Here is a 22,566-nt window from a genome sequence, read left to right as displayed (position 1 = left end):
CTTGTAAGTGTCCTTATATTGAAGGACTGTCTGTCATAGCTCCAAGCCATTCTTTTTGAACAGACAGATACGAAGACTGCTCAATGATATATACCCATTTCTCAAAAGCATCTTTACATTCCCCAATAGAAAGTACCTTATTGAATCTACTAAGAAAAAATGTAATAGCAATCATTAGATCTTCATCTGTTTCATCAATATAAGTATCTTTAATTTTTGTGAATAAGTTAATGATTTGTTCATCATTTTTTACTGAATCATTGGAGTAGTAATCTGTTAAGAAAGAGAAACTCCAGGCTTTAACCCGATTAGAGGAATCCCAAACAAACGATTCAATAACATTTGCAAGCTCTGTGTCAGAATCATAAATGATCTGCCCATTCCGCATCCAGCCTCTAGCAATTGCGATTGATTTTATCCGTTCCTTTTTACTTCCATTTAGTACTTCGTATTTTAGTCTTTTGTTCATCTCTTCAACAAGAGATACGTTTGAATCGAAACTCTCTCGTGCTTCTTTTAATAGATTGAAAGTCATGCTACTTAGTTTCTCTATACCGTAATGCTCGTCAAATAGTATGTCAGGTGTTTTTCTAAACTGTGCTATCCGTAAGACAAAAATTTGATAGGATTCTTCTAATTGTTCTGAAGCACCTGAAATAAAGAAATTAATTCGTTTTGAATTTGTTCTATGACTACGGGCTTTAAGGATAATTCGTTCTATTTGATCTTCGTGAATTACAGGAATTAAATCGGCTAGAATGTTTAATGTATTGATTTGTAACATATTATCTTGCACATATCTTTCTATTACATTATGAACTTCATTGCGAGCCTCTTCATCACTGAACATGTCGTACTTGAACATTAAACGTAATAAGTGGTCCTTATTATAACCATTTAAATCTTCGTATATTTGTTTCAAAAGTACTTTTATTTCTTGGAAGTGCTCTGGTGGTATCGGAGAAATAGCATGAATGTTGAAAATCATGTAATAGAAACTATTAGCAGAGAAAATATTTTTATCATGGACCCTATTAAGGATAGTCTTTAAAATTCCATAATCAAAGAATTCTAGTTCTTGATTCGACCACCCATTAAAACGAATTTGATTTATTCCATTGTAAAAACCTAAGGTATTCGTGTTCTCTCCAAGAAAATTTAAATATTGCTGGAATACCTCGACGCTTCGTGCAGGCTTCAAATCATTGATTACTTTTGCAAGAAACTCAGTAGTGAAACTATTTAAGCTTTGAATATCTAACTTTAGAATGCGCAATAGTGGATCCACTAAAAGCTCAATTAATTCGACACTCAGTACCCGATACAACAAATCGATTTGAGTGAGAAGCGCATCCGTAATATGTTCAAATAGAGAATACCAGTTGACTTCTCTACTCGAGCGATTTTCGAGTACTGTTACCATTTGATGAAGTTGACCATACATCCACTTGAATAACTTGAGATGATTCTGTTGATATAAAAGAAGTTCATCGTTATTTAACTTAAGATCTTTGAAATTTAATCCCATACCAAGGTAACGATGTGATATCTGGAGGCCACCTTCCATAATTAACCACTCTGCTACCATTTTCATTGCTTTATTTTGACCGATCATGAAGTCCGGTAGTCCGATATTCTCAATTAATTTAGAACTCTGGATTAGTACATTATAAGCATGCTTCAAATAATGGTCAGATCCGCTCCGATTCTTTCGCTTTCTTTTATCTTTAGCCCTTTGATGATCTCCAATAAATTGGATTGCATCGCGCTCATACTCACTTAGTTTATTTCTTATATCGAAAGCTTGGAATGATCCTTCAAATCGTGACTTTAATTGTTCCTCAATATTAACTAAATGAAGCTTCTCCAGTTTCATCATAAGTTCTTCATCAATAGAGAATCTATGCAACTCCTGTAAAACGAACAAGGCATGAGAAGCTACCTCTAAATTTTCCCTCTGGTTAACTGCTTGGTAATATAAATCAATTGCTTCTTCAAAACGATCAAGTAAAATATAAAAACTTCCGTATCTTAACAGACTCTTAGGACGGTTATGACCATTTGAATAATATTGTTTTAGTTCTGATTCTAATTCACTATACCTAAACATATTTTTCAAACAAAGCAATCTTAAATGCTGGATTTCTTCTAAATATATTTCATTTTGCACAGAAGACATTATTTTAGAAGTAAAACGCTCCACGAAGCGGTAATCACGATCCTTATAGTAATGATTCTTAATGTACATTACAAAAAGTAGTTCCTTAAAAGATGGAGTAACTTCGTCTTTTTTTCTTAAAAGATGGTATAAACATATTGCTGTACCATCTGAACAATTAATTTTTGTAGTCTCGAATTCTTCTACGTACTTTTTCAAAACAAAGAGGAGTTTTCTTTGTAGCGATTTATCAACATTGTTATCATTAAGTATAAAATTGAACCAAGCGCTCGGTAGTTCTGTCTCCCATTTTGAGAATCCAATCTCTTTTATAAAAAAAATATCTCTTAAGAAGTGAAAAGAAAATTGGGGATTTAATCCTTCATTTTCAAAAGAATCCCACTGCTGTACAATGCTTTCCGCGATCTGGGTGTACTGTACTACTCTCGCCTCCACTGTTCTATCCATATTCTATGCTCCCTTCTCAGCCCTTCATTGATAACCAGATGCTTTATTCTTTCATAATTTTTTTTTGTATCCCCATCTATGTTACGTCTTGCACTAAGGATACTTATGTAATCACTCAATTGATGAATTCTATTCGTTAATTTGGCTTGGTAATTATACTTCCATTCATCTGTATCATTCCCATTTACCTCATCTGATAAGATAATTAAATTCCGTTGGCGCCAATAAGTTTTTATATATTCATCAGCATTTGGGATATATGCATAAGCTCTCTTTTGGTGTTTCCCCAGGATATTTTGTATCCATCTGTGTAATGCCTTAAAATTAGTATCTTTTAAACTAAAGCCAACAAAAAAAACTGTCTTCTCAGCAAACAATTGCTTTACTTTCAAAGCGATAAGTGGATGTTCTTCTTCATAATTCTGGTAATCTTCTTCAGAAAAAATAAGACTTTCTGGACGTTCCCAAGTACCGTGCATTTTAATAATTTTTTTATTTAAAGATGTAGACAAATCTAAATCTTGAACAACACAATGATAAGGCACATTAAGTTGTTTCATAGTCTTCTCAATCAGATCGTCCTGATTTGTAGTTACATACTCAGTCCAAGGCAATCCAAGTAACGATCTGTGTAGATCGGAGGGTTGGTACTCCTGTGTAGGAACTGCTTCGAGAAATTCCTTGTAGAACTGTGTATATCCAAATCGTTCTATAAAGAGCTGCGTTACATATAAATAATCTCCAGCTATTTTGCTTAATAGCTCTTTTTTATTAAAGGCATCATGTTCCCATAGCTTTCCTGCGAGCTGTAACATGAAACCTGTCCAATCTTTAAAGGAAGAAACTACATGATCATGAATAGGTACTGCATTTAATGAGAAACCTGCACCAACAAACAATACTGCATTATTGGAAGCAATTTCTTCAGCTAAATAATTCTGTTCCGTATTTATCATTGCAACTTCTCCTCCTAATATATTTCTCAATCGTCTAAACTAGTTAAGATTTTGTATGTAGTTCCTCTATGTTTGATAGGCCTAATAATTAACGTTTAATAGCCTTTGAGATAGTTCATCCATAATTTCTTGTGCTTGCTGAATTGTTTTTTGTATTGTTTCTTTTTGAACTCTATTTACAGTAACCTTAACTTGCTTCTGTGTAATTTCACCAATTATATTCTCCTTTATTAAGTACTGAATTTTAAATTTGATATATGTTTATCTGTCTTAAGGAGACTACTTGATTCAGAAAACTCTTTTCTAAACAAATTATTGATTCGATTATAAGAATTGTTATAAAAAATCACTTTCGTCTAACGTCCCTCGCATTCACGAACTCCCGTAGGGAGTTGTCGCAGCACAAGCTTCCTCGAATCCACATCTGCGAACGAGGGCGTTAGCCCGATGCGTTAATGCGATGTTATATATTGTTGGGGCCTTCCTGAGTTACAATCCCGAATTCATGTATCCTTTCAGTTTTAAAATATCTGTTGTAGGAAAAATGCTATATGTCTCCTCATCACGCAATTTATCACGTTCTTTCATTAAAAACGAGACTGTAGTTTCATCATTTTTGTCCCATTTATCTTCAGTATCGATAATCGTTAACATATACTTGCGTATATCGTCAAAAATAGAAAGGCCATATGTGTCAAGAACACCAAATCTAATATCCAGAATGTCAGAAAGGATTTTTTCTCTCCTCTTTTCACTTAGTGTTTCCCATATACTAGGTTTAACGAACCAATGATCTGTTACGTGAACCATCCAACTTTCAATCAAATCTAATGCCATAAGTGCACTCTGGGAATAGTGCGAGATATACCTTTCCAAAAATGCCTTAGAGTTCCGATCTGTAGCAAGAATAATCAGTGTTGCTCCATCTTGAGGAAACACATTCATAATAATTAATGCTTTTGTTTTTTTGTTTCTTTTTGTATATGAAATGTAACCAGCCCCAGCTAAACATACCGGCACAACATGATCCAGTTTAATGGCTTTATAAAAGATGTTATTTGTACCTTTTTGGATATCCTTTGAAAATGGATAATAATATTTCTTTCTTATAAACGAGACACGCTCTTCAAGCTCGTCAATTTCCTTATTCATATAGTAAAGTCTAAAGTCTTCTCTTTTTATGTCAATATCTTTAATAGTAATATCGAAGTTAACATCAACTAGATGTTTAGATAATATTTCAGCAAACCGTTTATTTTGTAAGCTTAAATATTCGTCTCTTCTCTTGATATTGTTTGCAAGTTCAATTCTTCTAACTTGTAATTCTCTGCATAATGTTCTATATATTTGTAGTTTTATTTCATTTTCATATTCAATTTCCTTCTTATTTTCAAATACACTAAAAACACCTTCATGTTTATTACAGAACCCTGGGAACGTCGAGGCTTTATTGATCCCAATTTTCTCTATTCTCATTTTTCCCGACCGCTCATCAAATACAGGCCAGTAAACATGACTATTCTCAGAAATAATTTGAATACCTCCACCTCTTTGTAAGGAGTGTGAGTAAATAATGCTTTGGGAATCACAGCCAGGATACATGCATTTTTGAGGCTTTTGATAACTTTTTTCATATTCTCTTACTAAAGAGAAATAGAAACCCTTACGTTCACTACTATTTTTGAACACCTCTTCATTAGAGGATTTATTCTCCAAAAACTCATCAAGAGCTTTGTCAATCACTTTATTTATTTCTAAGTATTTCTGCTCGTCCATAATACCATCCTTATCATTTGTCGCAATTTCATATAACGTTTCTGTATTCAAGACGTCCCTCCGACTTACGCCCTCCAGGGGCCGGCCGCGATGCGGTTAGTCGGTGCGGATGTGCACGCTGAATCTGCTTCTCATACTGATCGCTTCGCTTCTCACGGACCGAGGAGCCGCCAGGCTCCGACGCGTGAATATAATGTTATAAGATGTTGGCGCCTTCTTCAAAAATACCACATTATTCTTTTTCATATTTAATAAAAATCTCTTTTAATATCCTATCAACATCATTAGCTAGTTCTTTACATAGATCATTTATCTTTTGTTTAAACGACCTTTTCGCAATTATTGATGAGTGAGTGTTATATAGTTCATTGAAATCTGATTGTGAGGCAATATAATATTCAGGTATCCCATCCCAATCAATAATTGGGATTCTTTTTGGGCTATATTTTTTATTCCTAGCAGCTAGTGCAAATTCAAACATGTTAATTAATGATCTATTATATAATTCATTTTCATATTCTATATAATCGTCTGCATCTTGAATTATCCCTTTTAACAGTTCGCTATTAAATGCTATTAATTCAATATTTTCATATTCTTCTGGATACACGGTGTCGTAATCTATAATATAACCTTCATAATAAATCGGTACTTCACCGTCATTGATATCACCATAGAGCTCTATAAATCCTTTTGTGAACATCTCCACAATAATATGGCCTGAGATATTTTCAATATCAATCTTATTAAATTCACTAATAAAACCATCTATTTTTATTAGTTTGTTTAATAGAGCATCTTCTACCCTATACTTGTATTGCCTTGATATAACTTCTTTTATGAATTTGTTGTCAATCCGATTTGAAAATTTGGCTTTAAAAATATTCTGGTCAATAGAAATTAGTTCTTCGATAATTGGTATGTATATTTCGTTCTTTCTTGCCATTACTGAATCGTATTTCATTTGGTTGTACATGGTAATGTTACAATCATTTAGAATAGGACTATGATCACCACTAGTTTCAAGTTTATTTCTCATTCGAATTCACCTTTATTTCAGATTTATTAATAATTGGACTGTTATTACCTTTAGTTTTCAATTTATTCACTTCGTACTTTTTACCAGAAAAGAATCCTAATATTACTCCAGAAATTAACCCCGAAATAATTCCAATCAATAATGAACCTGTTGTGGTTGAAGGGTCGAGAATTTCAGTTAATTTAGACATAATTCACCTCGTGTAGAATTTATAATTAATATGCGCCAATTCTAATAACGTTCCTGTATTCACGACCCGACGTATGTCGGGTGTCCGGTTATGCCGGGCCAAGGACGAATGTCCGCAGCGTGAATATCTGAAGTAACTTTCTTCTTGAGTAATCCCCATATCATTCACTTCGCTTTTAATACTTTATATTTAGGGTCTGTTGGTTGTCTGACAGGAATTGAGTATCCAAATGTTTCACTTAAAAAAGCATTTTGCAGTTCGATTATAAAATCATGCACATAACTTAGAAAAGTAAAAACATGTTCGTTAAATTCCTTTGTTCTATTCTCAAGTTCTACCAGCTCTTCTTCTGAAAGCATAATCCCATTGAAATATTTTGAGTAATAAGTCAAACTTAAATATTCAGAATAACTACCTATAATTTCTCTTAATTCACTTAGCTGTTCTAAATATATATCCTTCATTCCAACAAACCTATTAAGCACAACTTCTCTTGATTCAAAAAAGTAGGTAAATTCAAGAATTGACTTAGAGGAGTTTTCCCACAATTTTAAAACTTGCTCATTTGGCTTTTCCCAACGACTACTATGAATTTCAAAATTCGTTGCATATTTTGTTCTTAGATCACCAGGCAAAAGTAATAAATATAAATTCAATTCCCCTAGTTTTTCTCTTGATTTCGAAAGTAAGCTTATAGCTTCATCAGCAGTCTTAATCTGCATTTCTCGAACAAACTTTTGTTTATCTAGTTCAAGATTTCTTCTATGTTGCTTATTTAAATTGGTTATAGCTATCCACCAACCAGTAATTGCTATTAAGGTAGATAAAGACCATCCGATAATACTCGGCCACATGTTGTTCAATCCTCTTTCTTGATTTTATAGTTATTTCAGATAACGTTCCTGTATTCATGAACCCCAAAGGGGCTGTCTGCTGAAATCCCTCTTCGAATTCCTTCCCGTAGTCCAAGGCTACAACGGAGCGGCTGCTTGAATATGATGTTATATGATGTACCACCTCCTATGAGCTACCTTCTAATTCTTTTATTAATTTGGTATCTATTGTCCGTAATGAGTTTGTATTATTCCAGTAATGCCTTTCTTGATCACTTGTTAACAAGAATATTCCACTGATTCTTTGAGATTTAAAAAGGAAATCCCTGACCGAAACATAGCCTTTTTTTTGAATGATTTCTTCATTAGCTTCTCTTAATAATTGATTAATTAAATGGATAGAATCCATCATGTCATAAACTTCATGAGTTCCATTATCAGCGTAAATGAAAATTACATTTTTTTCACCTTCTATTAACTGACGTGTTTTCTCAAAGATTATATCTCCAAATTTTCTGTCTTCGTTTCCTGAGTATGGAGTTTTAAATAGTCCTCCATATTTTCTAATCTCATTATGAATTCTTCGTTCTTCTGGAATACTTGATATATATATTTCTAATCCGTCTGCAAACTCATCAAGAGTCAACTCGATTGGTTCTTCTATATCTTCAGATAATTCAGAAAGTACAGAGTCAATATATAATTCCGTCTATATTTCTGATTAATTTTTCAAACAGTTCTGCTTCTTCTATTGCACTTGTGTTGAGCGACAAACCAAAATTCCTACGAATATTCTGTTTAGAATTTATCCAAAATAATTCGGTAAATTCATCTCTTTTAAACTCCGATAAATTTTTTCTAATTCTTCTTACTTCAAAATAAACTTCACCGTCTGTTTTCGTAATGACTTTAAAATCTGGTGATTGATGCAGTTGATGTAATGGTTCGTAAAGTAATTCAATTACTTCACTCAGTGTCAACAAAAAAGAAGCACACCTTAATTCTGTTACCACATCGTAAAGATCTTCTTCGGTTTTTGCTCCTCTAAGCTTACTTAGTATTATAGATTGATTATTCAAAAACCAAGGAGCAAATCTAATCGAGTCTCTCCCCAACTTGATTAGTAAGTTCTTTACTTTATCAGATAATGTGCTTAAATAAGGAGTTTTTATAATAATTTCTTCCAAAAAAACACCTCATGTCTTTTCATTGTTATTTTGTGGTATATCATCTAACCTTCTTGTGTTCACGAACCCGAGAGGCTTAAGGCGACCAACGGGAGCCGGGTCGAAGACTTAGCCTCACAGGGTTGTCTGGTTGCATCCACTTACCCGATTACTCCTCTGCCAGACCGAGGGCGCCAGCCCGATGCGTGAAAACAGTGTTAGATGGGGTTACCTTAGCTACTCACAAAATCCCTCATGCCCTCTCTTAGCATGCTAACCCCTTCTTCTACACTCTTCATATTCTCATCGTCATTCATATTATTCCTTGCATGTAATAATGCCGGTCTTAATGATTCTACTGAATTTCCAAATTGGTACATCCATTCATATCTAGGAACCATCCATAAATGAAAGTGATGTGTTGTATCTTCATTATAAAAATAATAGACCTTATCAATTCCCAATCGTTTTCTTTGTTCACTTCTGAGCTTATGGATTAACGAAATAAATTCTAATCGCTCTTCATCTGTTAATTCATCCATGCAGTAAAAATGCCTCTTTGAAGCTAATATAACTAACCCTTTAATTGGGTAAGCAATATCTTGATGGACATGAAAGTTGCTTGATTCAAAAATTACTCCACCTGTTGAAGAAATCAAACCACTTGTCAATGCGCAGCTTACACATTCAACTTCTACCGATCTTCCATCAGCCAATGTAATTAGTCTTAGCATTATGCACCTCATAGTTTTTGATTTTGATAAGAACTTGCATCGTAATTTCATCTAACGTTCCTGTATTCACGACCCGACGTATGTCGGGTGTCCGGCGAATGCCGTACCAAGGACGAATGTCCGCAGCGTGAATGTTAGCTGAATTTCAGTCTCTATTCGTGACCCTCAAAAAATCTTTGTTATTTAGAGAGAGGTTAATAATATTCAGAAGGTCTCTAGATAATATTTAAGTGAGTCAATTCTTATTCGTTCATAGATTTTATATATCCCTCTGCTAAATCAGTGATAGTTGAATATATTTTTCTTTCACCTACCTTTGTTTTGTCACTGATTTGTTTTTTGTATGAATTAATGAATTCAATTTCATATTGAGGATCAAGATACTCCAAATCTATTTTAAACTTAGTATTCGCATATTCAAAAACCATATTATCATTTAGAAGAGGTATATTAGGATATAAAATATCAAATTCTTTACAACCCTTATAGATATCTTCCACACTTTCTGATTCTGCAATAGATTCAAAGATTCCAGTATGGCTAACAATCGGTATCTCAGCATCAATAGGAACATCAAACCCAGTATATTGATGTGATCCTATAACACCTCTAATCTCTCTTAATTCAATATCGAAATTATAGATATTTTTTAAGTACTCCCACCCTTCAGATATAGCATTCAATTGGTCAACCATTTTGTTTAGTGAAAGATTCAATTCTTTATCTATTGATTTCACTTCACTAAACGATATTGGATTATAAAAATGTTTAATTTCTATATAAGTTGCAAACCCACATTTGTCGATAAGTAGAATATCGCATTCTCTTTTTTGCTTACCTTGATTTGGTATTGGAACATTAAAGTTAGTTATAACGACAACATCTTTTATTTTATATTTCACCATTTCTTTAATAACCGGAATTGTTCGTTCTTTAATTTTATCTTTAACTATTAAATATGTAGAACGATCTGTTTTCCTTAAGTTACTTAAGTACCTTGTTTCAGCTGAATTTGAAAATAAAAATACTATAGGGTTAGCAAATATATAGCCATCTTTAGTAATATTCAGAGGCGCTTCAGAAATAGACAATTTCGGATATAAGTCTTGCCCAATAGCTTTATAAGTATTATCGTATAAAAGCTTATTGTAAACTTCATCTGAACATCCATTTGCGTATTCTCTAAGTCCAGCTTTACCATTAGGAGATAATATAATCATCATCTTTTGAGAATCTGTTTTTAGAATGTCAAAGTCATTTTTATATAGCTTATTGAATCTTCTCATGGATGCGAGAATAAAAAAGTAAGTTATCCCTCCCCAGTCTAAGCGAGTATAAGGCTCGAAATCTTCGTAAATCATATTTTCACTCCAAAATCCTGAGTATATATCTGTAAGTTTCATCGCAATTTTTTCTTCATCTTTTTCACTATTAATAAGATGTCCATTAGCCAGCTGAAGTGTGTAACTTAGTGCTTTTCTTATAGTATAATCTGATATAAATTTATAATTTCGTCTTGGAACATTTGTTGCTTCAAATTTTAAAATATCATCTTGTTTAATGAGTTTTGATTTTCCAGAGTGAACAAGCGGAAAATTATCACATAATAGTGAATACTGAACCCCTCGTAATATCGTTTGCGTGGCGATACGATACATTCTTAGATCAAATACAAAGTCAAATGTATCTTCTTCTTTTAATTTTTTATGTGCGATATATGTACTATAATTAAGAGAAAATAAATAATGCTTTTCCATCATTGTAAAAAGCAACTTGCTATCAATTAATAAATCTGTAAAAGCTAAATTACAGTGATATATAAATTTGTTTCTAGGTAGTTCTTCATCTAGTAGATCATGCAAATAGTGATCTACTGCTTTTTCAACTCCTAAAAACTCATCTCTGTCCATTATTATTCATCCTCTCGTTATTCAAAAATTCATTAAAGATCGTTTTATAAAATATTAATTAAAGAATCAGCTTCTCATTCAATTGAAAATAAATTTACATTATGAAAGTATATGATATTGTTTAAACTTTTGAATTTCAGCTAACGTTTCTGTATTCATGAACCCCACAGGGGTTGTCTGCTGAAATGCTTCTCCGCATTCCTTCAAGCAGACCAAGGCTCCATCGGAGCCGCAGCGTGAATATTATGTTATAAGATGTCGGTGTCTTCTTCGATTAACTTTCAAAAAATCATTTTTAGTTTTAAAGTTTGATTGTAACATTATGTTCGTTAAGCACTTCTAAAATATTTTCAATTATTTCGCATTTATCAGCAAATCCATTGATTTCAATCGTAAAAGGTGGTTTCACACCAAAGCCTCCGCACAAGCAATCTGACAAGCTGTCCAGACATCCGCCGAAATAACCTCCAGGGCCATTGATGGATTCACCCAGCGCAAAATAAAAAGAAATCTTATCTGTGATATGTCGACCATCAACATAATACGTTTGATTAGTTATGTGTTGAATATTACTGGAGATTTTACAACAATTATCGCGATTTCTGATTATCTCCATCCAGATCTCGCGCTGATGGTTAGTAAATTGAGACCAAATATTTTTTTGTTTTAACTCTCTACCAAGATCCCAGAGTCTTAGAATTTCCATAGAAAGAGCAATTGGAAGATAACCAGCAATATTAACATCTCGCCCATCTTTTAAATCTGAAGAGGTAAATACTCTCTGAGTATTCAATACAAAATAATAATTACCTATCTTATTACCACAATGATCTAAAATAAGTATGTATAAATTACTTATGGGATACTTTCGGTTTGAGCAAATCTGTTTAAAGTCAGCGCTGAAATGGAAATTAATAAAACTGAGATCGTAGTAATCCTCATCCGCAGTTTCACTAATGTTCGTTTCTAATAATCCAGCAATATTATCGCAATGTCCGATAATTAAACTGCCATCCTCGTTGAATAGACTATATTTGTAATTCATAGATTTACTCCTATGTATTTGCATTAATTATGGGTTTACTCTTTACGCCGATTTCTTATAACATCTAATTTATGTACTTCGTGAATACCACGCATCCTGTCCTTTAGCTGAACTACGTATATGATAACCCATATTGTGACATTTGCGAAGAAAAACTCGGTGAAAAAAGGGAGGAGTAGCCTAGTACTCAATCTCCCAAATCCATCCGATCCAGCGGGATTTGAATACGCTGGATATTTTTCGTACTAACATGCGTATATCGCTGAATTGTACGTGCACTCGTATGATCAAGTAACTCCTGAATATAGCGCAGGTCTGTCCCGTTTTCCAGCAAATGAGTGGCGAAGGAGTGTCTCAGCGCATGAATACTTACCTTTTCACAATTCCTGCGCGTTGTCTAGCTTCTTCAAAAACCTTCTGTACGCTCCGCTCAGTAAGATGTCGATCAGAAGATTGCCCCGGAAACAGCCAACGATTGGAACTGTATTCATCTATGTATTTCTGCACCATATCCCAGGCGAGACTTAAAAGAAGCGTCCTCCGATCCTTTTGACCCTTTCCCTGTCTCACAATGAGTGTCTGCCTTTCAATATCCAGATCGGTGCAACGCAGACGCACAACTTCACCTGCACGAAGCCCGGAAGAATAGGTCAGAAACAATATGGCCTTATGTTTAGGGTTGGTTACGGATTTAAGTAATTGAGCAACTTCCTTTTCGGACAACACTTGCGGAAGCTTGGTCTGCTTCTTGGGACGAATATACTGGATATCCGTAGGATGATGGAGCACATGTTTGCAATAGAAGCGGAGCGCGCTAATGGCCTGATTCACGCTAGAATGGGAAATTCCTCGCTCCAGCAAACCTAAACAATACATCTGAACATTGGGACTAGTGACATCCTTATTTTTAAGGCTAAGGCTGCTTAGAAAACGCTCGACCTGATTACAATACGCTTTGATCGTTTTGCGACTATATCCTCGTATCTTTAGTGCCTTCTGTAACGGTTCTTTGCTCCGGGGTAATCTGAACTTCATCTGGATCAAACTGGCTCGTAAACTCCTGGATGGCCGCAATAGTGTAGGGTATGATCCACATTTTCTGTTTGGTTTCCCACTTTCTGCCCGTAATCTGGCGAATGCGCTGAATATATGCAGGGTTATAAGGACAACGAATATGCAATGAATGAGTAGAACCTTTAGTTATGGTGATCTTCTCTTCCGTTGTAGTATCGTCGTTCATAGGAAACTCTCCATTGTTTGAGTCTATGTCTTTCTCCGCAATTTTGAGAAATAAAAAGGAAGGCTATCCTCATCCCAAAAAGGGAATCAGATGACCTTCCGATGCTTTCGGAACATATATGATCTTTAAAAGTAAAGATGGGCACAGCCAGTGTAATAAAAAACTGCCACTCCATGTAGCTTCAACAAAGTATACCTACTGTCAATTTGTCCTCATGGATAACAGTAGACGATTGAACCCGCAGGTATTTCGTCTGGGGAGATCCCTTTTCCCAAACATATACCGATATTCTTTTTGCCGGCTATAGAATGATTAATTTGAGTAGAAACAACTCCAAACACTTGCTCCTCCCCATCCGTTTTTTTGATAATAATCTGGTCACCGATCATCTCTTTGATTGTTGAAGGAAGTAGTTCATCCAACTCTTCATTGGCCCCCATGACGATGGTTCCGAATTCCGGTGTATCGAAGACTAACCCCACGCCAAACAGCATTTTAGTTTCCATTCTGTGTCCTCCTTATCTCTGATCTATGAATAGCTCGCCTTTGACATCTCTCACCCTGAGATCGGCAGTAGAATTGAGTTCAGGAGCAAACCTTGCTGCCCGGATACTTGCCTGAGCCTCATCAAGAGCATAGTTTCTTTTGATGACTTCAGGAGGAAGATCACAAAGTGGGAACGCTTTGCCCGCAATAGAAGCCTCATAATGCCCAACGATCTCGTGAGCTAGTGTAGCATTCATTGAAATGCGAGTATTTGCACTCAAAGTCCCTACTCCTGGGGCTGCTGCTGGTAAGACATCCGTATTGATGACCAAGCGATTGTACATCATGCCTGTATTCCAGGTATCATAATAACCTGGTTGTGCGATTAAGGTATTTTCTTCGGGGAAATCAAGCTTGTTCAAGTAACTCTTTATCTCAAGCTTTTGGTTATCCGTCAGCGGAAGCTCATTGCGTTGTCCGCCACTGAGAATCTGTCTAAAATCTACCGCGCCATCGTATTTGACAGGGGTATCGATATGCAGCTTAGGTTTGAAAACAGAGCTGACCCCTAATACCATACCACCTGTACCAAGCATACTTGCCCAATGTTCACTTGACCAAGCATTTGTAGGTAAAACGGCTTCTCTAATCGTTCCATGGACTCCGAATGTCAACCAGTTCAGTGTGTCTTGAGGCGACTCAAAAGCTTTGTCAGCTCGATCAACATACCCGTTTAAGAGTCCACTTGGAATACCAAATGTCCAGTAATCCAGAAATCCACCTACACTATCATATCTCTTCTGATATCGGTCATCTGCCGATTGTATAAATGCTTGTCCTAGCTCTTTTAAACTATCTACAGACTTCTCAACTGCATTACGATCGTCTATACCTTCCTGTGGACCACAAGCATTCGGTGAGGGTGGTGGTAAACAGTTTATGTCTACTTGCCCTTCCGACCCGTGATCAGCTTGGAGAAATCGTTCTCCATGGTTATGTAACACAGTTGATATTGAACTCATGAGTGTGACAACTTCAGTCATAACAAGCTGTGACTTCTTGAATTCGTAGTTAGTCAAAGAAATTCTACGACTTCATCCACCCTGTTTCCACTATCTTATGCGCTGAACATTTATCAAGAAACGTTCCAAGACTGACTCGGCGACCTCTTCCAATTGAATCTGGAAAAAGGTCGCCGTTTAGAAAGGTTATTAATGGCTAGGTTGAAGGAGATATGAATCATTCTTCGCTATTTTGTAAACGCTGAGGAGTCTTAGGATCTAATTGATGCCACTTCGGAACCTCTCCATCCCCATCCGTAAAAATATATTTAGTTTCTGGATCATCTGAAAATACAACATATACAGGATATTTAGGCATAGAACTCAACTTAGCTTCTATACTAACAATTTCTTCTTCTTTATATCCCTCGACATTTATAAGGTGTTCTTTTAGGCTTGCTTCAAGAGAATTGTATTTGAACTGTAAGAATACATAAAAACCGACTATTAATAATAAGATTAGAATTATAGCACCGCTCAGAATCATTTTTATGCTTCCCGTTTTTTTCATATAAACCTCCTAACGGTATTATTTACATTAATTCTATCAAATCAACTTTAATCTATAAAGAAAAGAAACTCTTTAACTTTTAAAAAGTCCAGAGTTTCTGTGTAGCTATATTTCATAATTAGTTGCGTACAGCTTTAAAAGAGGTTGTATAAACAAAATGGTTAGACTTAGTAAACGCTGAGGGGGTTACAAAAAAGTTAGTATCACCGGTCATACCTTTATCAGTAATGTCAATACCCTCTCCATAGTAAAAAGCTTGCCACATAAATTTGGAACAATAATTGGGAGTAAGAGAACTGAAGGATTGATCGATCTGGATAAGGTATTGTGTAACTTTTTTATAATTGTACACTGCCCATTTAGCAGCTTCTACGCCACGGCCATTTTTGGGTCTATATACTTTTATGGTTTCCCCTTCTCCGTGTCTCCACATGTAATTTGTCATGTTATCTACAGTCCCACCGTTCACAGGCAGTGTTACATGTACCACCTTGAAATTTGAATTTACTATACCCACATGACCAACAATTTGTGAACTACCACCAATTGCTTTAGTAGAGTACAACACATCTCCAACTCTCATCGATACATTAGTTCCTGGATATGTAGGTCCAATCTCTGCAAACGGCCCAATTAAACCATCGGTCTTAATTTCCTCAATAGCACTTAAATCTTCATCATTCCCATAGACCGAGTCAGGCACACTGATCTCTACTTCCGATGATATCTGTTGAGTAGTGTATTGTGTCTCTGCACTAACTGTAGGTTGCCCAGCTGGAAGTATTCCTAGAACTACTAACATAGATGTTAATAGAAGGAATCCTTTTACAAGAATTTTTTTCAACAATATTCCTCCTTATAGTTTATATTCTAAATTTATATTTATTTTCACTATTTTTCCATAGGAGGAATTAATCATTGTTAAATTAGGTATTAATACTGATAATGAGTCATATCATAAAAATATCAATAAGTCTTTGGAATTGTAAATTTTTACACATTCATGTGCAGAATTATTTACTTTTTAAAGTGAATCGATAACCGGCAGGTACGAGAAGAAAACATTCCCCTTCTATTAAACACTACTCTCTCTCTTTTACTGCATTTCTTAAATGCCGAGTATTCCTGATCAGTCTTCCAATTTTGGCGTGATAATCTCATCGCTCCATTTCGGTGTTAGCACTCTTCTGTATCCTATATATTCTGTTGTCCAGCCTTCGAATTCTTCTCCGATGATGACTATGAATGGGATCTTATTCTTAATACTGTGTTGTCCCACTTCATAAGTGACGATTAACTTCTTATCCTCAGAAACAATATGTAATTTGATTATTCCTTCATCGTCAATGTCCGGTTCAACATACCAATAAAATAATCGATTGGATCGAACAATTTTACGTTTATATTTTTTTTCTTACGCCCATAACTCACCTTGCATATTTCTGTTTCTTTGATCGAAGTATTTGGTCAGTTATCCAAGACACAGCTAGAATAGCTTTGAGATCTGATATCAAAAGCCACACTAAGATTAAGGAGTAGTACTCTTGTAAAAATCAATTACTCTATCAAAGATCTCGATCTCTCGTTTTTTTATGTCCGGTAATTTCTCGCTATGCTTTACAATATGATGTACATTATCTGCTACAGTCTCTGCTTTATGAATCCCTACATATCCTGGTACCAGTTCATTAAGATAATGGAAGTATCTCATTTTAGGTTCAATCATGCGTAGATGTTTATGAAAATTTCTTCTAGATCTTGTCTGATCCATCTCCTTTCGCTCGCGCAGTTCATCTTCTTCTGCCCAGAATAGCAAATAAGCATCCGGTAATGCTATTTCATTCTTCAATAACTTCTCTCTAAAAAAGTTCGCTGTTTCATTTAAAGATAGGTGCTCATAACCATATATCCAACTGTACCAAATCTTAAATATATCGCCATCCAAAATCACATACTCATGTTGTTGATTCTTCTCATATGCTATATACCATCTATCGATTTGTCTCTCCAGCAACCACATCATAAGTTCCTTACCTTCAAGTTGAGGAGCTTCAAAAAGGAACCCTGTTTCTGGAACAATAAATGCATCATATTGTGTAGCGAACTGCTGACAAGTGGTACTCTTACCTACAGAACTGGCACCTTCGAGACAAATTATCGTCATTCAATTACCTCCAAATATTACTCACCAAATGATTAATCAACCTTCACTGGCTCTTAAGCGATCATGTTGAATTTATATTACACCGTGCCATCCACTTCAATTAGTCTATCGCCAAATGCAAATACCATATCCTTGCAGTCTTTGTGATACTGGGTCTCTCTTGTTTCTGACCACTCCGTTTTATCAATAGAATGCCGTTTTCTCATTATTTTAAAATCCTCCTTTAGGGAAAACACCACATTTACAGCAAAAAGGGAGCCTCCCACATCATTAACACTTTGTTATCCGATATTGATGATCCTTAAGGTTCGTTTATTCCTACACAATGTTATCTGATGTCCATTCCTTCGAAGCGTGTTTTAAAAACTTTATTTCTTATTCCAATTTTTCATTATATGGATTTGCATACAAATCAACATCAATTTCAGCATGAATCATATTAACAAATTCAATAAAATCAGAATCGAAATAAAGAGCAGGCGTTTCCCCCTCTTCTATTCTTATTACAATGAAAAATTTCGTGCTTAATTGATGTTCAATCCGAATCGAATTGATCTCTTTTACTTTGTTTCTTAATGTATCGACTACTTTTCTTAATTGGTGATTTACATCTAATGATTCTTCATACTCTGTACCCAATGTCCATGATGTTTCTTTTACTCGAAGCTTTTCGTTAATTATATCTCCTTTATAAGCCGTATTCGTAGGTTCAATTTTAAGTATTGAAGTTACATGATTCGGATCGAATTCATCTCCAAATAAACAAAAATAGGCCATCACTTCGGTTTTGTCTTTCAGGAGTTTCACCTCTTTAAGAATTGATGTATGAATTCACCTTACGTTTAAAGACTCACGACTGGCTTCATCCTTAGATGTTCTTATCTTAGAATGAGTGAACTCCTCATTTACTCCATAAATTCTTAATATCTTCTACTATAATTTTTGAAATATGTTTGGATGAATCCTGCGGATACAACCATATTGTTACGATAAGAGTTAAACATATCGTTAATCCTAGAATAACTCGTCCAATAACTCTAAATCTGGTGTATTTAAGCAAATAATAAACTAAACTAGATGAGATCAGAATAATCACGCCATTCACTATAAAGGTTAACGGCAAATTTATAATTCTCCTAATCCGGTGTTAGGATATTTTAATAAAAGTAAACTCTCTAATACTACAAATGGAACTGACAGTAGAACAATATAAAAAAATGACTTTTGAATTTCCTCTCCACTACTGAGCTCACCTACTCCAACTCTTTTAATACAATTTCACATCATATTTGGTGTTTACGAGCCCGAGAACCCTAACTGACCTGTAATTATTATTCTTGTTTCCATTGATGAGATTCGTGTAGTTTACCAGTTTCATAAAAATACTTTAGTACTTCAAGCATGGGCATTAATTCTATACAAATGTTATCAGAATAATTGCCTAACTGGCCACCAATAACCAGAGAAATTTCACTATTTTCTTGCTTATCGTTCATAAGCGTATATATATTATCATCCATTGTAATAGACACTACAAAATATTCCGGTCCGCCTCCAACTAATGCTGAATGTGTGTCTGATACCTCAAAAAAAACTAATGTATATTTATCTCCATCGAGTCTTCTCAAAAAACGTAAACTGTCTGCCCATGTAGGATTCATAACGATCTCTTCATTAAACGTGGTCCCATTCCGTTCATCAATGCTAATAGAGTTTATCACTTTTCCTTTTTATCCTCCTTCTTTCATCACACATATCCATCTTCAGGTTCACCAACATCAAAGCCTAACACTTTTGACGCTTCCAACTTAAATGCTTCTATCCAAGAAGTCCAATCCTCGCTATTCATCTGCGCATAAAAGGATAACCCACTAGGCTCAACGGATGCTGTAATAAATACATTATCCTCTTCAGTTCCAAACCAATATGGAATTCCACTTGTATACCCCATCCACCCTGGCATACGCTCATACACTTTAGAAACTTTATCCCATACCTCATCAGGCAGGTCATACCTTATATTTAGGTTGCAATGATGAGAGTCTATCTTGTTCATTTACATTCTCTCCTTCTACCCTTAAAGAGTGCAACGACTTGAAGCAACGCGGGTAAGAATATTGCTATATTTTTTTCTCATTGAATCACCTCATAAATCGTGCAATTGATTTCATATAATATCTAATTTTTTGTATAACAATATATCCGATCTAGTATCTGAACTACGTATATGATAACCCATATTGTTACAATTGCGAAGGTGAATTGGCGGATAAGCAACCACATCTCAAGCCAACAACGCCTGCGCAATCTGATCCACGATCCCATTAATACCTGTCGGCCCATAACAGCCGATCCATGTTGCGGCATCTACGGAGTGTATTCGCTGTCGCTCATTCGTATCGAGCATTCTCCAGACACGTTGCTCTGTAGCGGATATGCCCTCCTGCATCATTTCATTGCTGAGTAAAAAATAGTGGCTGGCATGTACAGCCGGGAGTCTATCAACCGAGATATGATACGCCGTGTCGGAGGTGTCTGCCACAAATAACGGAACAGGCAGACCCAGATCACGGTACAGCACAGCACCTGTACGATGAGCGGCAGAATGTACGCGAACCAGGGAATCCAGCGGACGGATGAGTGCGACGCTCTTACCTGCCAGTACTGGAGCAAGTTCTTCGGACAGTAATGTGGTTCGTCGGTGATAATCCGCAAGTATACGCTTGGCCTCTGACCGCTTGCCAGTCAGTTCACCGAACAGGCTTAGAATGGTCTGCCAGCTCTCATTACGTTGAAACATGATTACTGGAGCGATCCGGCTTAATCGTTCAACATGCTGATCATGCACCTCGGTGCAAATAATCAGATCAGGTGACAATCGTTCTACCGCAAGCAAATCAGGATATTCATACGTTCCGAGTAATTCGGTACCCTGAAGCCCTGCCCGGATATACTGCGGGAACGTTGACACTGCACTTCCTACTCCTACACTTCCTGCCGGAGACAACCCGAGCGCAAGCAGATGATCGGCATATTGAACATCGAGTACAGCGATACGTTGTGGTGATTCGGTGACAATGTACTCCCCTCGCAAATGGCAGATCACCGGGCCTTGGGCCGATTCATACGAAGAGGCCGTGCGATTCTGCAGTAAAGCATTTGCATAATCTGCATCTGTTTTCGGAGCGGCAGCAAGACGATAACGCAGCGGGGGAACGCCATAATATTTCTTAAATGCCCTGCTGAAATAATACATGTCGCGATAGCCCATTTTGTCCGCAATTTCCCCAATGGAAGCATCCGTATGATGCAACATCCGCGATGCATTCTCCATCCGCAGCTGGATGACGTACTCCATCGGTCCCAGCTGCTTCTCTTGTTTGAATCGTCGCTGCAACTGTCTTACACTGCATCCCGCAAGGGCCGCCAGTTCTTTCAGCTCCAGGTTTTGGCGATAGTGCGATGTGATATAAGAAGCGACCACATCCACCATGTCGGACTCCGCTCCGCCTTGACCACACTCATACTCCATGATCAGCTCGTAGATCATGCCCTGGAGCAGCGCGTTCGCATGGAAACGTTCCAGCCCTTCGCCGCGGCGCCACTTAACAACGATTTTTTCCGCATTCTCAATCCATTCGGCTTGGGTTACCGGATTCTGAACAAACGAAGTTTGCAATGGGTGTTTACGATACGAAGGTATAACAAGAGAGGCTCCCTCCATGGAAGAAGCCTTGTACATAATCATAATATAATGAATGTCCTCTGATCTGGCCGTCAGCGTAAAGGATGCCCCCTTCACCACATGACAGGCAAAAGAAGCTCCAATGTGGCAACTCTCGCCATCCATTGCAAGCTCCCCTTCCCCTCCGCATGCCAGCAGCAAGACATTTGAAGTTAAATCCGTTTCGCGTAGAACGCTGCCTGTCTGCAAAGTACCGCTATACCCGTCAAGCATCTTGATGGCCGTATCAGTCCAACCACTTGTCTGTTCTTGCAGCGGCATTTCTCTCATCTCCTGACAATCGCATAGGTAAAATTGTTGCTGTTGTCATTTTAGTTGAGATTCTTTCTCATTGTCAATTTTCGGACATTTGAGACAATATTCACCTGACATCTGGTAATAGAAACAGCAGGTAATTCGCTCGCTTTTGGCAACATGCACATTGTCCTTACAATCGGTGAAGCGGGTTAACGGATTCTTCCTCTCACCAAACACTTCCCCGGATGCCACCTGCGTCAGATATGAAAAGTCCTCTTGAATTATCTTACTTTCCTGCTCAGTTTCGGCTTCATCAGGAGCGAATAGTCGGCCGATACGTACCATGATATTCTCCCAGAGAATACTCATCGAAAGAGGCGCAATCGCAGCAAGTGTCTTTAACAGCGGTGTAAGCTGTACCGCAAACATCTCCTCGAGCACCTTTTCCCGCCATACTCCCCTGTCTCCCGTTAGTCCTTCAGCCTGAAGCCCATTCACCGCTAAAAAAGGAAATCGTGTGCCGCCCTCATGATCTGAGAGCGCCGGATGATAGAGAAAGCTGTTCTCCAGCTGAAAGGTTACATGCTGATGATGAAACGTCATCGCGGTCACGAGCGGAGTCGTCCATAGATAGCCAAGCCGCTTGGCTAACATGGAGGCTGCGACTTTCATGTCAGGCGCATCGATATAGTTCTGAAACCAGCGGATATACTCTCGACACGCCATTTCGTCATGCAACTCACTCAAAGCAATGGTACGGACACTATGTTCAGGCGGCTCACCAAGCAAAATCGAATGATCCTCTACCGTCTCTTTCCATAAGTCTGTCGAGAGATATGGGTTCATA

The 22,566-nt window shown here is 36.6% G+C and carries 25 protein-coding genes and 1 pseudogene; all 26 read right to left on the bottom strand.

What is annotated here, in order from left to right; translation table 11 throughout:
• Positions 1–13 precede the first annotated feature (13 nt).
• The 26 genes and pseudogenes from JNUCC31_RS23150 to JNUCC31_RS23040 all read right to left on the bottom strand — a co-directional run bounded on the left by JNUCC31_RS23150 (position 14) and on the right by JNUCC31_RS23040 (position 22,565).
• Positions 14–2,626, bottom strand: a complete 2,613-nt coding sequence (locus JNUCC31_RS23150) for a tetratricopeptide repeat protein (RefSeq protein WP_192265132.1) — start codon at positions 2,624–2,626, stop codon at positions 14–16.
• On the bottom strand, positions 2,599–3,582 hold the full coding sequence (locus tag JNUCC31_RS23145; RefSeq protein ID WP_192265131.1) for an SIR2 family NAD-dependent protein deacylase: 984 nt from the start codon (positions 3,580–3,582) through the stop codon (positions 2,599–2,601). Before JNUCC31_RS23145 ends, JNUCC31_RS23150 begins: the two co-directional genes overlap by 28 nt.
• Positions 3,583–4,071: 489 nt before the next feature.
• The gene (locus tag JNUCC31_RS23140) at positions 4,072–5,409 is read right to left on the bottom strand and encodes a hypothetical protein (RefSeq protein ID WP_192265130.1); all 1,338 of its coding nucleotides are present in this window, start codon (positions 5,407–5,409) and stop codon (positions 4,072–4,074) included.
• A gap of 181 nt (positions 5,410–5,590) precedes the next feature.
• Positions 5,591–6,397, bottom strand: a complete 807-nt coding sequence (locus JNUCC31_RS23135; RefSeq protein ID WP_192265129.1) for a hypothetical protein — start codon at positions 6,395–6,397, stop codon at positions 5,591–5,593.
• Positions 6,387–6,587, bottom strand: coding sequence for a YneF family protein (locus tag JNUCC31_RS23130; RefSeq protein WP_192265128.1), 201 nt, complete (start codon positions 6,585–6,587; stop codon positions 6,387–6,389). Before JNUCC31_RS23130 ends, JNUCC31_RS23135 begins: the two co-directional genes overlap by 11 nt.
• 164 nt (positions 6,588–6,751) lie before the next feature.
• A complete protein-coding gene (locus JNUCC31_RS23125; RefSeq protein WP_192265127.1) occupies positions 6,752–7,441 on the bottom strand; it encodes a hypothetical protein in 690 nt (229 codons plus the stop codon).
• 166 nt (positions 7,442–7,607) lie between these two features.
• Positions 7,608–8,066 carry a hypothetical protein gene (locus tag JNUCC31_RS23120; protein ID WP_192265126.1) on the bottom strand — a complete coding sequence of 153 codons (459 nt, stop codon included), beginning with the start codon at positions 8,064–8,066 and terminating at the stop codon, positions 7,608–7,610.
• Positions 8,067–8,112: 46 nt separating this feature from the next.
• Entirely contained in the window at positions 8,113–8,607 is a 495-nt protein-coding gene (locus tag JNUCC31_RS23115; RefSeq protein ID WP_192265124.1) for a hypothetical protein, read from the bottom strand.
• A 212-nt stretch (positions 8,608–8,819) separates the two neighbouring features.
• A complete protein-coding gene (locus JNUCC31_RS23110; RefSeq protein ID WP_192265123.1) occupies positions 8,820–9,320 on the bottom strand; it encodes an HIT family protein in 501 nt (166 codons plus the stop codon).
• A gap of 242 nt (positions 9,321–9,562) precedes the next feature.
• Positions 9,563–11,230 carry a hypothetical protein gene (locus JNUCC31_RS23105; RefSeq protein ID WP_192265122.1) on the bottom strand — a complete coding sequence of 556 codons (1,668 nt, stop codon included), beginning with the start codon at positions 11,228–11,230 and terminating at the stop codon, positions 9,563–9,565.
• A 301-nt stretch (positions 11,231–11,531) separates the two neighbouring features.
• A complete protein-coding gene (locus tag JNUCC31_RS23100) occupies positions 11,532–12,275 on the bottom strand; it encodes a barstar family protein (protein ID WP_192265121.1) in 744 nt (247 codons plus the stop codon).
• Between the two features lie 187 nt (positions 12,276–12,462).
• The gene (locus JNUCC31_RS33965) at positions 12,463–12,609 is read right to left on the bottom strand and encodes a tyrosine-type recombinase/integrase (RefSeq protein ID WP_323374339.1); all 147 of its coding nucleotides are present in this window, start codon (positions 12,607–12,609) and stop codon (positions 12,463–12,465) included.
• A 35-nt stretch (positions 12,610–12,644) separates the two neighbouring features.
• A complete protein-coding gene (locus JNUCC31_RS33960; RefSeq protein ID WP_323374396.1) occupies positions 12,645–13,106 on the bottom strand; it encodes a tyrosine-type recombinase/integrase in 462 nt (153 codons plus the stop codon).
• Positions 13,107–13,109: 3 nt separating this feature from the next.
• A pseudogene (locus tag JNUCC31_RS33955) lies at positions 13,110–13,310 on the bottom strand (phage integrase N-terminal SAM-like domain-containing protein); the annotation flags it as partial.
• Entirely contained in the window at positions 13,246–13,515 is a 270-nt protein-coding gene (locus JNUCC31_RS23090) for a hypothetical protein (protein ID WP_143781252.1), read from the bottom strand. The gene JNUCC31_RS23090 and the pseudogene JNUCC31_RS33955, both read right to left, overlap by 65 nt.
• A 212-nt stretch (positions 13,516–13,727) precedes the next feature.
• A complete protein-coding gene (locus tag JNUCC31_RS23085) occupies positions 13,728–14,021 on the bottom strand; it encodes a hypothetical protein (protein ID WP_228469201.1) in 294 nt (97 codons plus the stop codon).
• Between the two features lie 12 nt (positions 14,022–14,033).
• Positions 14,034–15,080 (bottom strand): WXG100 family type VII secretion target, encoded by a 1,047-nt coding sequence (locus JNUCC31_RS23080; RefSeq protein WP_228469200.1) that lies wholly within the window; start codon positions 15,078–15,080, stop codon positions 14,034–14,036.
• A gap of 160 nt (positions 15,081–15,240) precedes the next feature.
• Positions 15,241–15,573, bottom strand: coding sequence for a DUF3139 domain-containing protein (locus tag JNUCC31_RS23075; protein ID WP_192265119.1), 333 nt, complete (start codon positions 15,571–15,573; stop codon positions 15,241–15,243).
• A gap of 118 nt (positions 15,574–15,691) precedes the next feature.
• The gene (locus JNUCC31_RS23070; protein WP_192265118.1) at positions 15,692–16,417 is read right to left on the bottom strand and encodes a hypothetical protein; all 726 of its coding nucleotides are present in this window, start codon (positions 16,415–16,417) and stop codon (positions 15,692–15,694) included.
• A gap of 684 nt (positions 16,418–17,101) precedes the next feature.
• Complete coding sequence (locus tag JNUCC31_RS23065; RefSeq protein WP_192265115.1) at positions 17,102–17,737, bottom strand: P-loop NTPase family protein; 636 nt, start codon at positions 17,735–17,737, stop codon at positions 17,102–17,104.
• Between the two features lie 77 nt (positions 17,738–17,814).
• Complete coding sequence (locus JNUCC31_RS33880; RefSeq protein ID WP_267132484.1) at positions 17,815–17,943, bottom strand: hypothetical protein; 129 nt, start codon at positions 17,941–17,943, stop codon at positions 17,815–17,817.
• A gap of 169 nt (positions 17,944–18,112) precedes the next feature.
• Positions 18,113–18,544 (bottom strand): DUF4279 domain-containing protein, encoded by a 432-nt coding sequence (locus JNUCC31_RS23060; RefSeq protein ID WP_228469199.1) that lies wholly within the window; start codon positions 18,542–18,544, stop codon positions 18,113–18,115.
• Positions 18,545–19,068: 524 nt separating this feature from the next.
• Complete coding sequence (locus JNUCC31_RS23055) at positions 19,069–19,398, bottom strand: Imm1 family immunity protein (RefSeq protein WP_192265113.1); 330 nt, start codon at positions 19,396–19,398, stop codon at positions 19,069–19,071.
• Positions 19,399–19,484: 86 nt separating this feature from the next.
• The gene (locus tag JNUCC31_RS23050; RefSeq protein ID WP_192265111.1) at positions 19,485–19,793 is read right to left on the bottom strand and encodes a hypothetical protein; all 309 of its coding nucleotides are present in this window, start codon (positions 19,791–19,793) and stop codon (positions 19,485–19,487) included.
• 228 nt (positions 19,794–20,021) lie between these two features.
• Entirely contained in the window at positions 20,022–21,743 is a 1,722-nt protein-coding gene (locus tag JNUCC31_RS23045) for a helix-turn-helix domain-containing protein (protein ID WP_192265109.1), read from the bottom strand.
• Positions 21,744–21,788: 45 nt separating this feature from the next.
• Positions 21,789–22,565 (bottom strand): IucA/IucC family C-terminal-domain containing protein, encoded by a 777-nt coding sequence (locus tag JNUCC31_RS23040; RefSeq protein ID WP_192265107.1) that lies wholly within the window; start codon positions 22,563–22,565, stop codon positions 21,789–21,791.
• Between the last annotated feature and the right edge of the window lies 1 nt (position 22,566).

Source organism: Paenibacillus sp. JNUCC-31, assembly GCF_014844075.1.
Classification (GTDB): Bacteria; Bacillota; Bacilli; order Paenibacillales; family Paenibacillaceae; genus Paenibacillus.
Note: the sequence above shows the minus strand (reverse complement) of the source record. Positions and strands in the feature narration are given on the sequence as shown.

Coding starts and splice junctions, on each gene's coding strand:
- JNUCC31_RS23150 (WP_192265132.1), bottom strand. CDS start 2,626: ATGGATAGAACAGTGGAGGCGAGAGTAGTACAGTACACCCAGATCGCG.
- JNUCC31_RS23145 (WP_192265131.1), bottom strand. CDS start 3,582: ATGATAAATACGGAACAGAATTATTTAGCTGAAGAAATTGCTTCCAAT.
- JNUCC31_RS23135 (WP_192265129.1), bottom strand. CDS start 6,397: ATGAGAAATAAACTTGAAACTAGTGGTGATCATAGTCCTATTCTAAAT.
- JNUCC31_RS23130 (WP_192265128.1), bottom strand. CDS start 6,587: ATGTCTAAATTAACTGAAATTCTCGACCCTTCAACCACAACAGGTTCA.
- JNUCC31_RS23125 (WP_192265127.1), bottom strand. CDS start 7,441: ATGTGGCCGAGTATTATCGGATGGTCTTTATCTACCTTAATAGCAATT.
- JNUCC31_RS23110 (WP_192265123.1), bottom strand. CDS start 9,320: ATGCTAAGACTAATTACATTGGCTGATGGAAGATCGGTAGAAGTTGAA.
- JNUCC31_RS23105 (WP_192265122.1), bottom strand. CDS start 11,230: ATGGACAGAGATGAGTTTTTAGGAGTTGAAAAAGCAGTAGATCACTAT.
- JNUCC31_RS23100 (WP_192265121.1), bottom strand. CDS start 12,275: ATGAATTACAAATATAGTCTATTCAACGAGGATGGCAGTTTAATTATC.
- JNUCC31_RS23090 (WP_143781252.1), bottom strand. CDS start 13,515: ATGAACGACGATACTACAACGGAAGAGAAGATCACCATAACTAAAGGT.
- JNUCC31_RS23085 (WP_228469201.1), bottom strand. CDS start 14,021: ATGGAAACTAAAATGCTGTTTGGCGTGGGGTTAGTCTTCGATACACCG.
- JNUCC31_RS23075 (WP_192265119.1), bottom strand. CDS start 15,573: ATGAAAAAAACGGGAAGCATAAAAATGATTCTGAGCGGTGCTATAATT.
- JNUCC31_RS23065 (WP_192265115.1), bottom strand. CDS start 17,737: ATGACGATAATTTGTCTCGAAGGTGCCAGTTCTGTAGGTAAGAGTACC.
- JNUCC31_RS33880 (WP_267132484.1), bottom strand. CDS start 17,943: ATGAGAAAACGGCATTCTATTGATAAAACGGAGTGGTCAGAAACAAGA.
- JNUCC31_RS23055 (WP_192265113.1), bottom strand. CDS start 19,398: ATGAATCCTACATGGGCAGACAGTTTACGTTTTTTGAGAAGACTCGAT.
- JNUCC31_RS23050 (WP_192265111.1), bottom strand. CDS start 19,793: ATGAACAAGATAGACTCTCATCATTGCAACCTAAATATAAGGTATGAC.
- JNUCC31_RS23045 (WP_192265109.1), bottom strand. CDS start 21,743: ATGCCGCTGCAAGAACAGACAAGTGGTTGGACTGATACGGCCATCAAG.
- JNUCC31_RS23040 (WP_192265107.1), bottom strand. CDS start 22,565: ATGAACCCATATCTCTCGACAGACTTATGGAAAGAGACGGTAGAGGAT.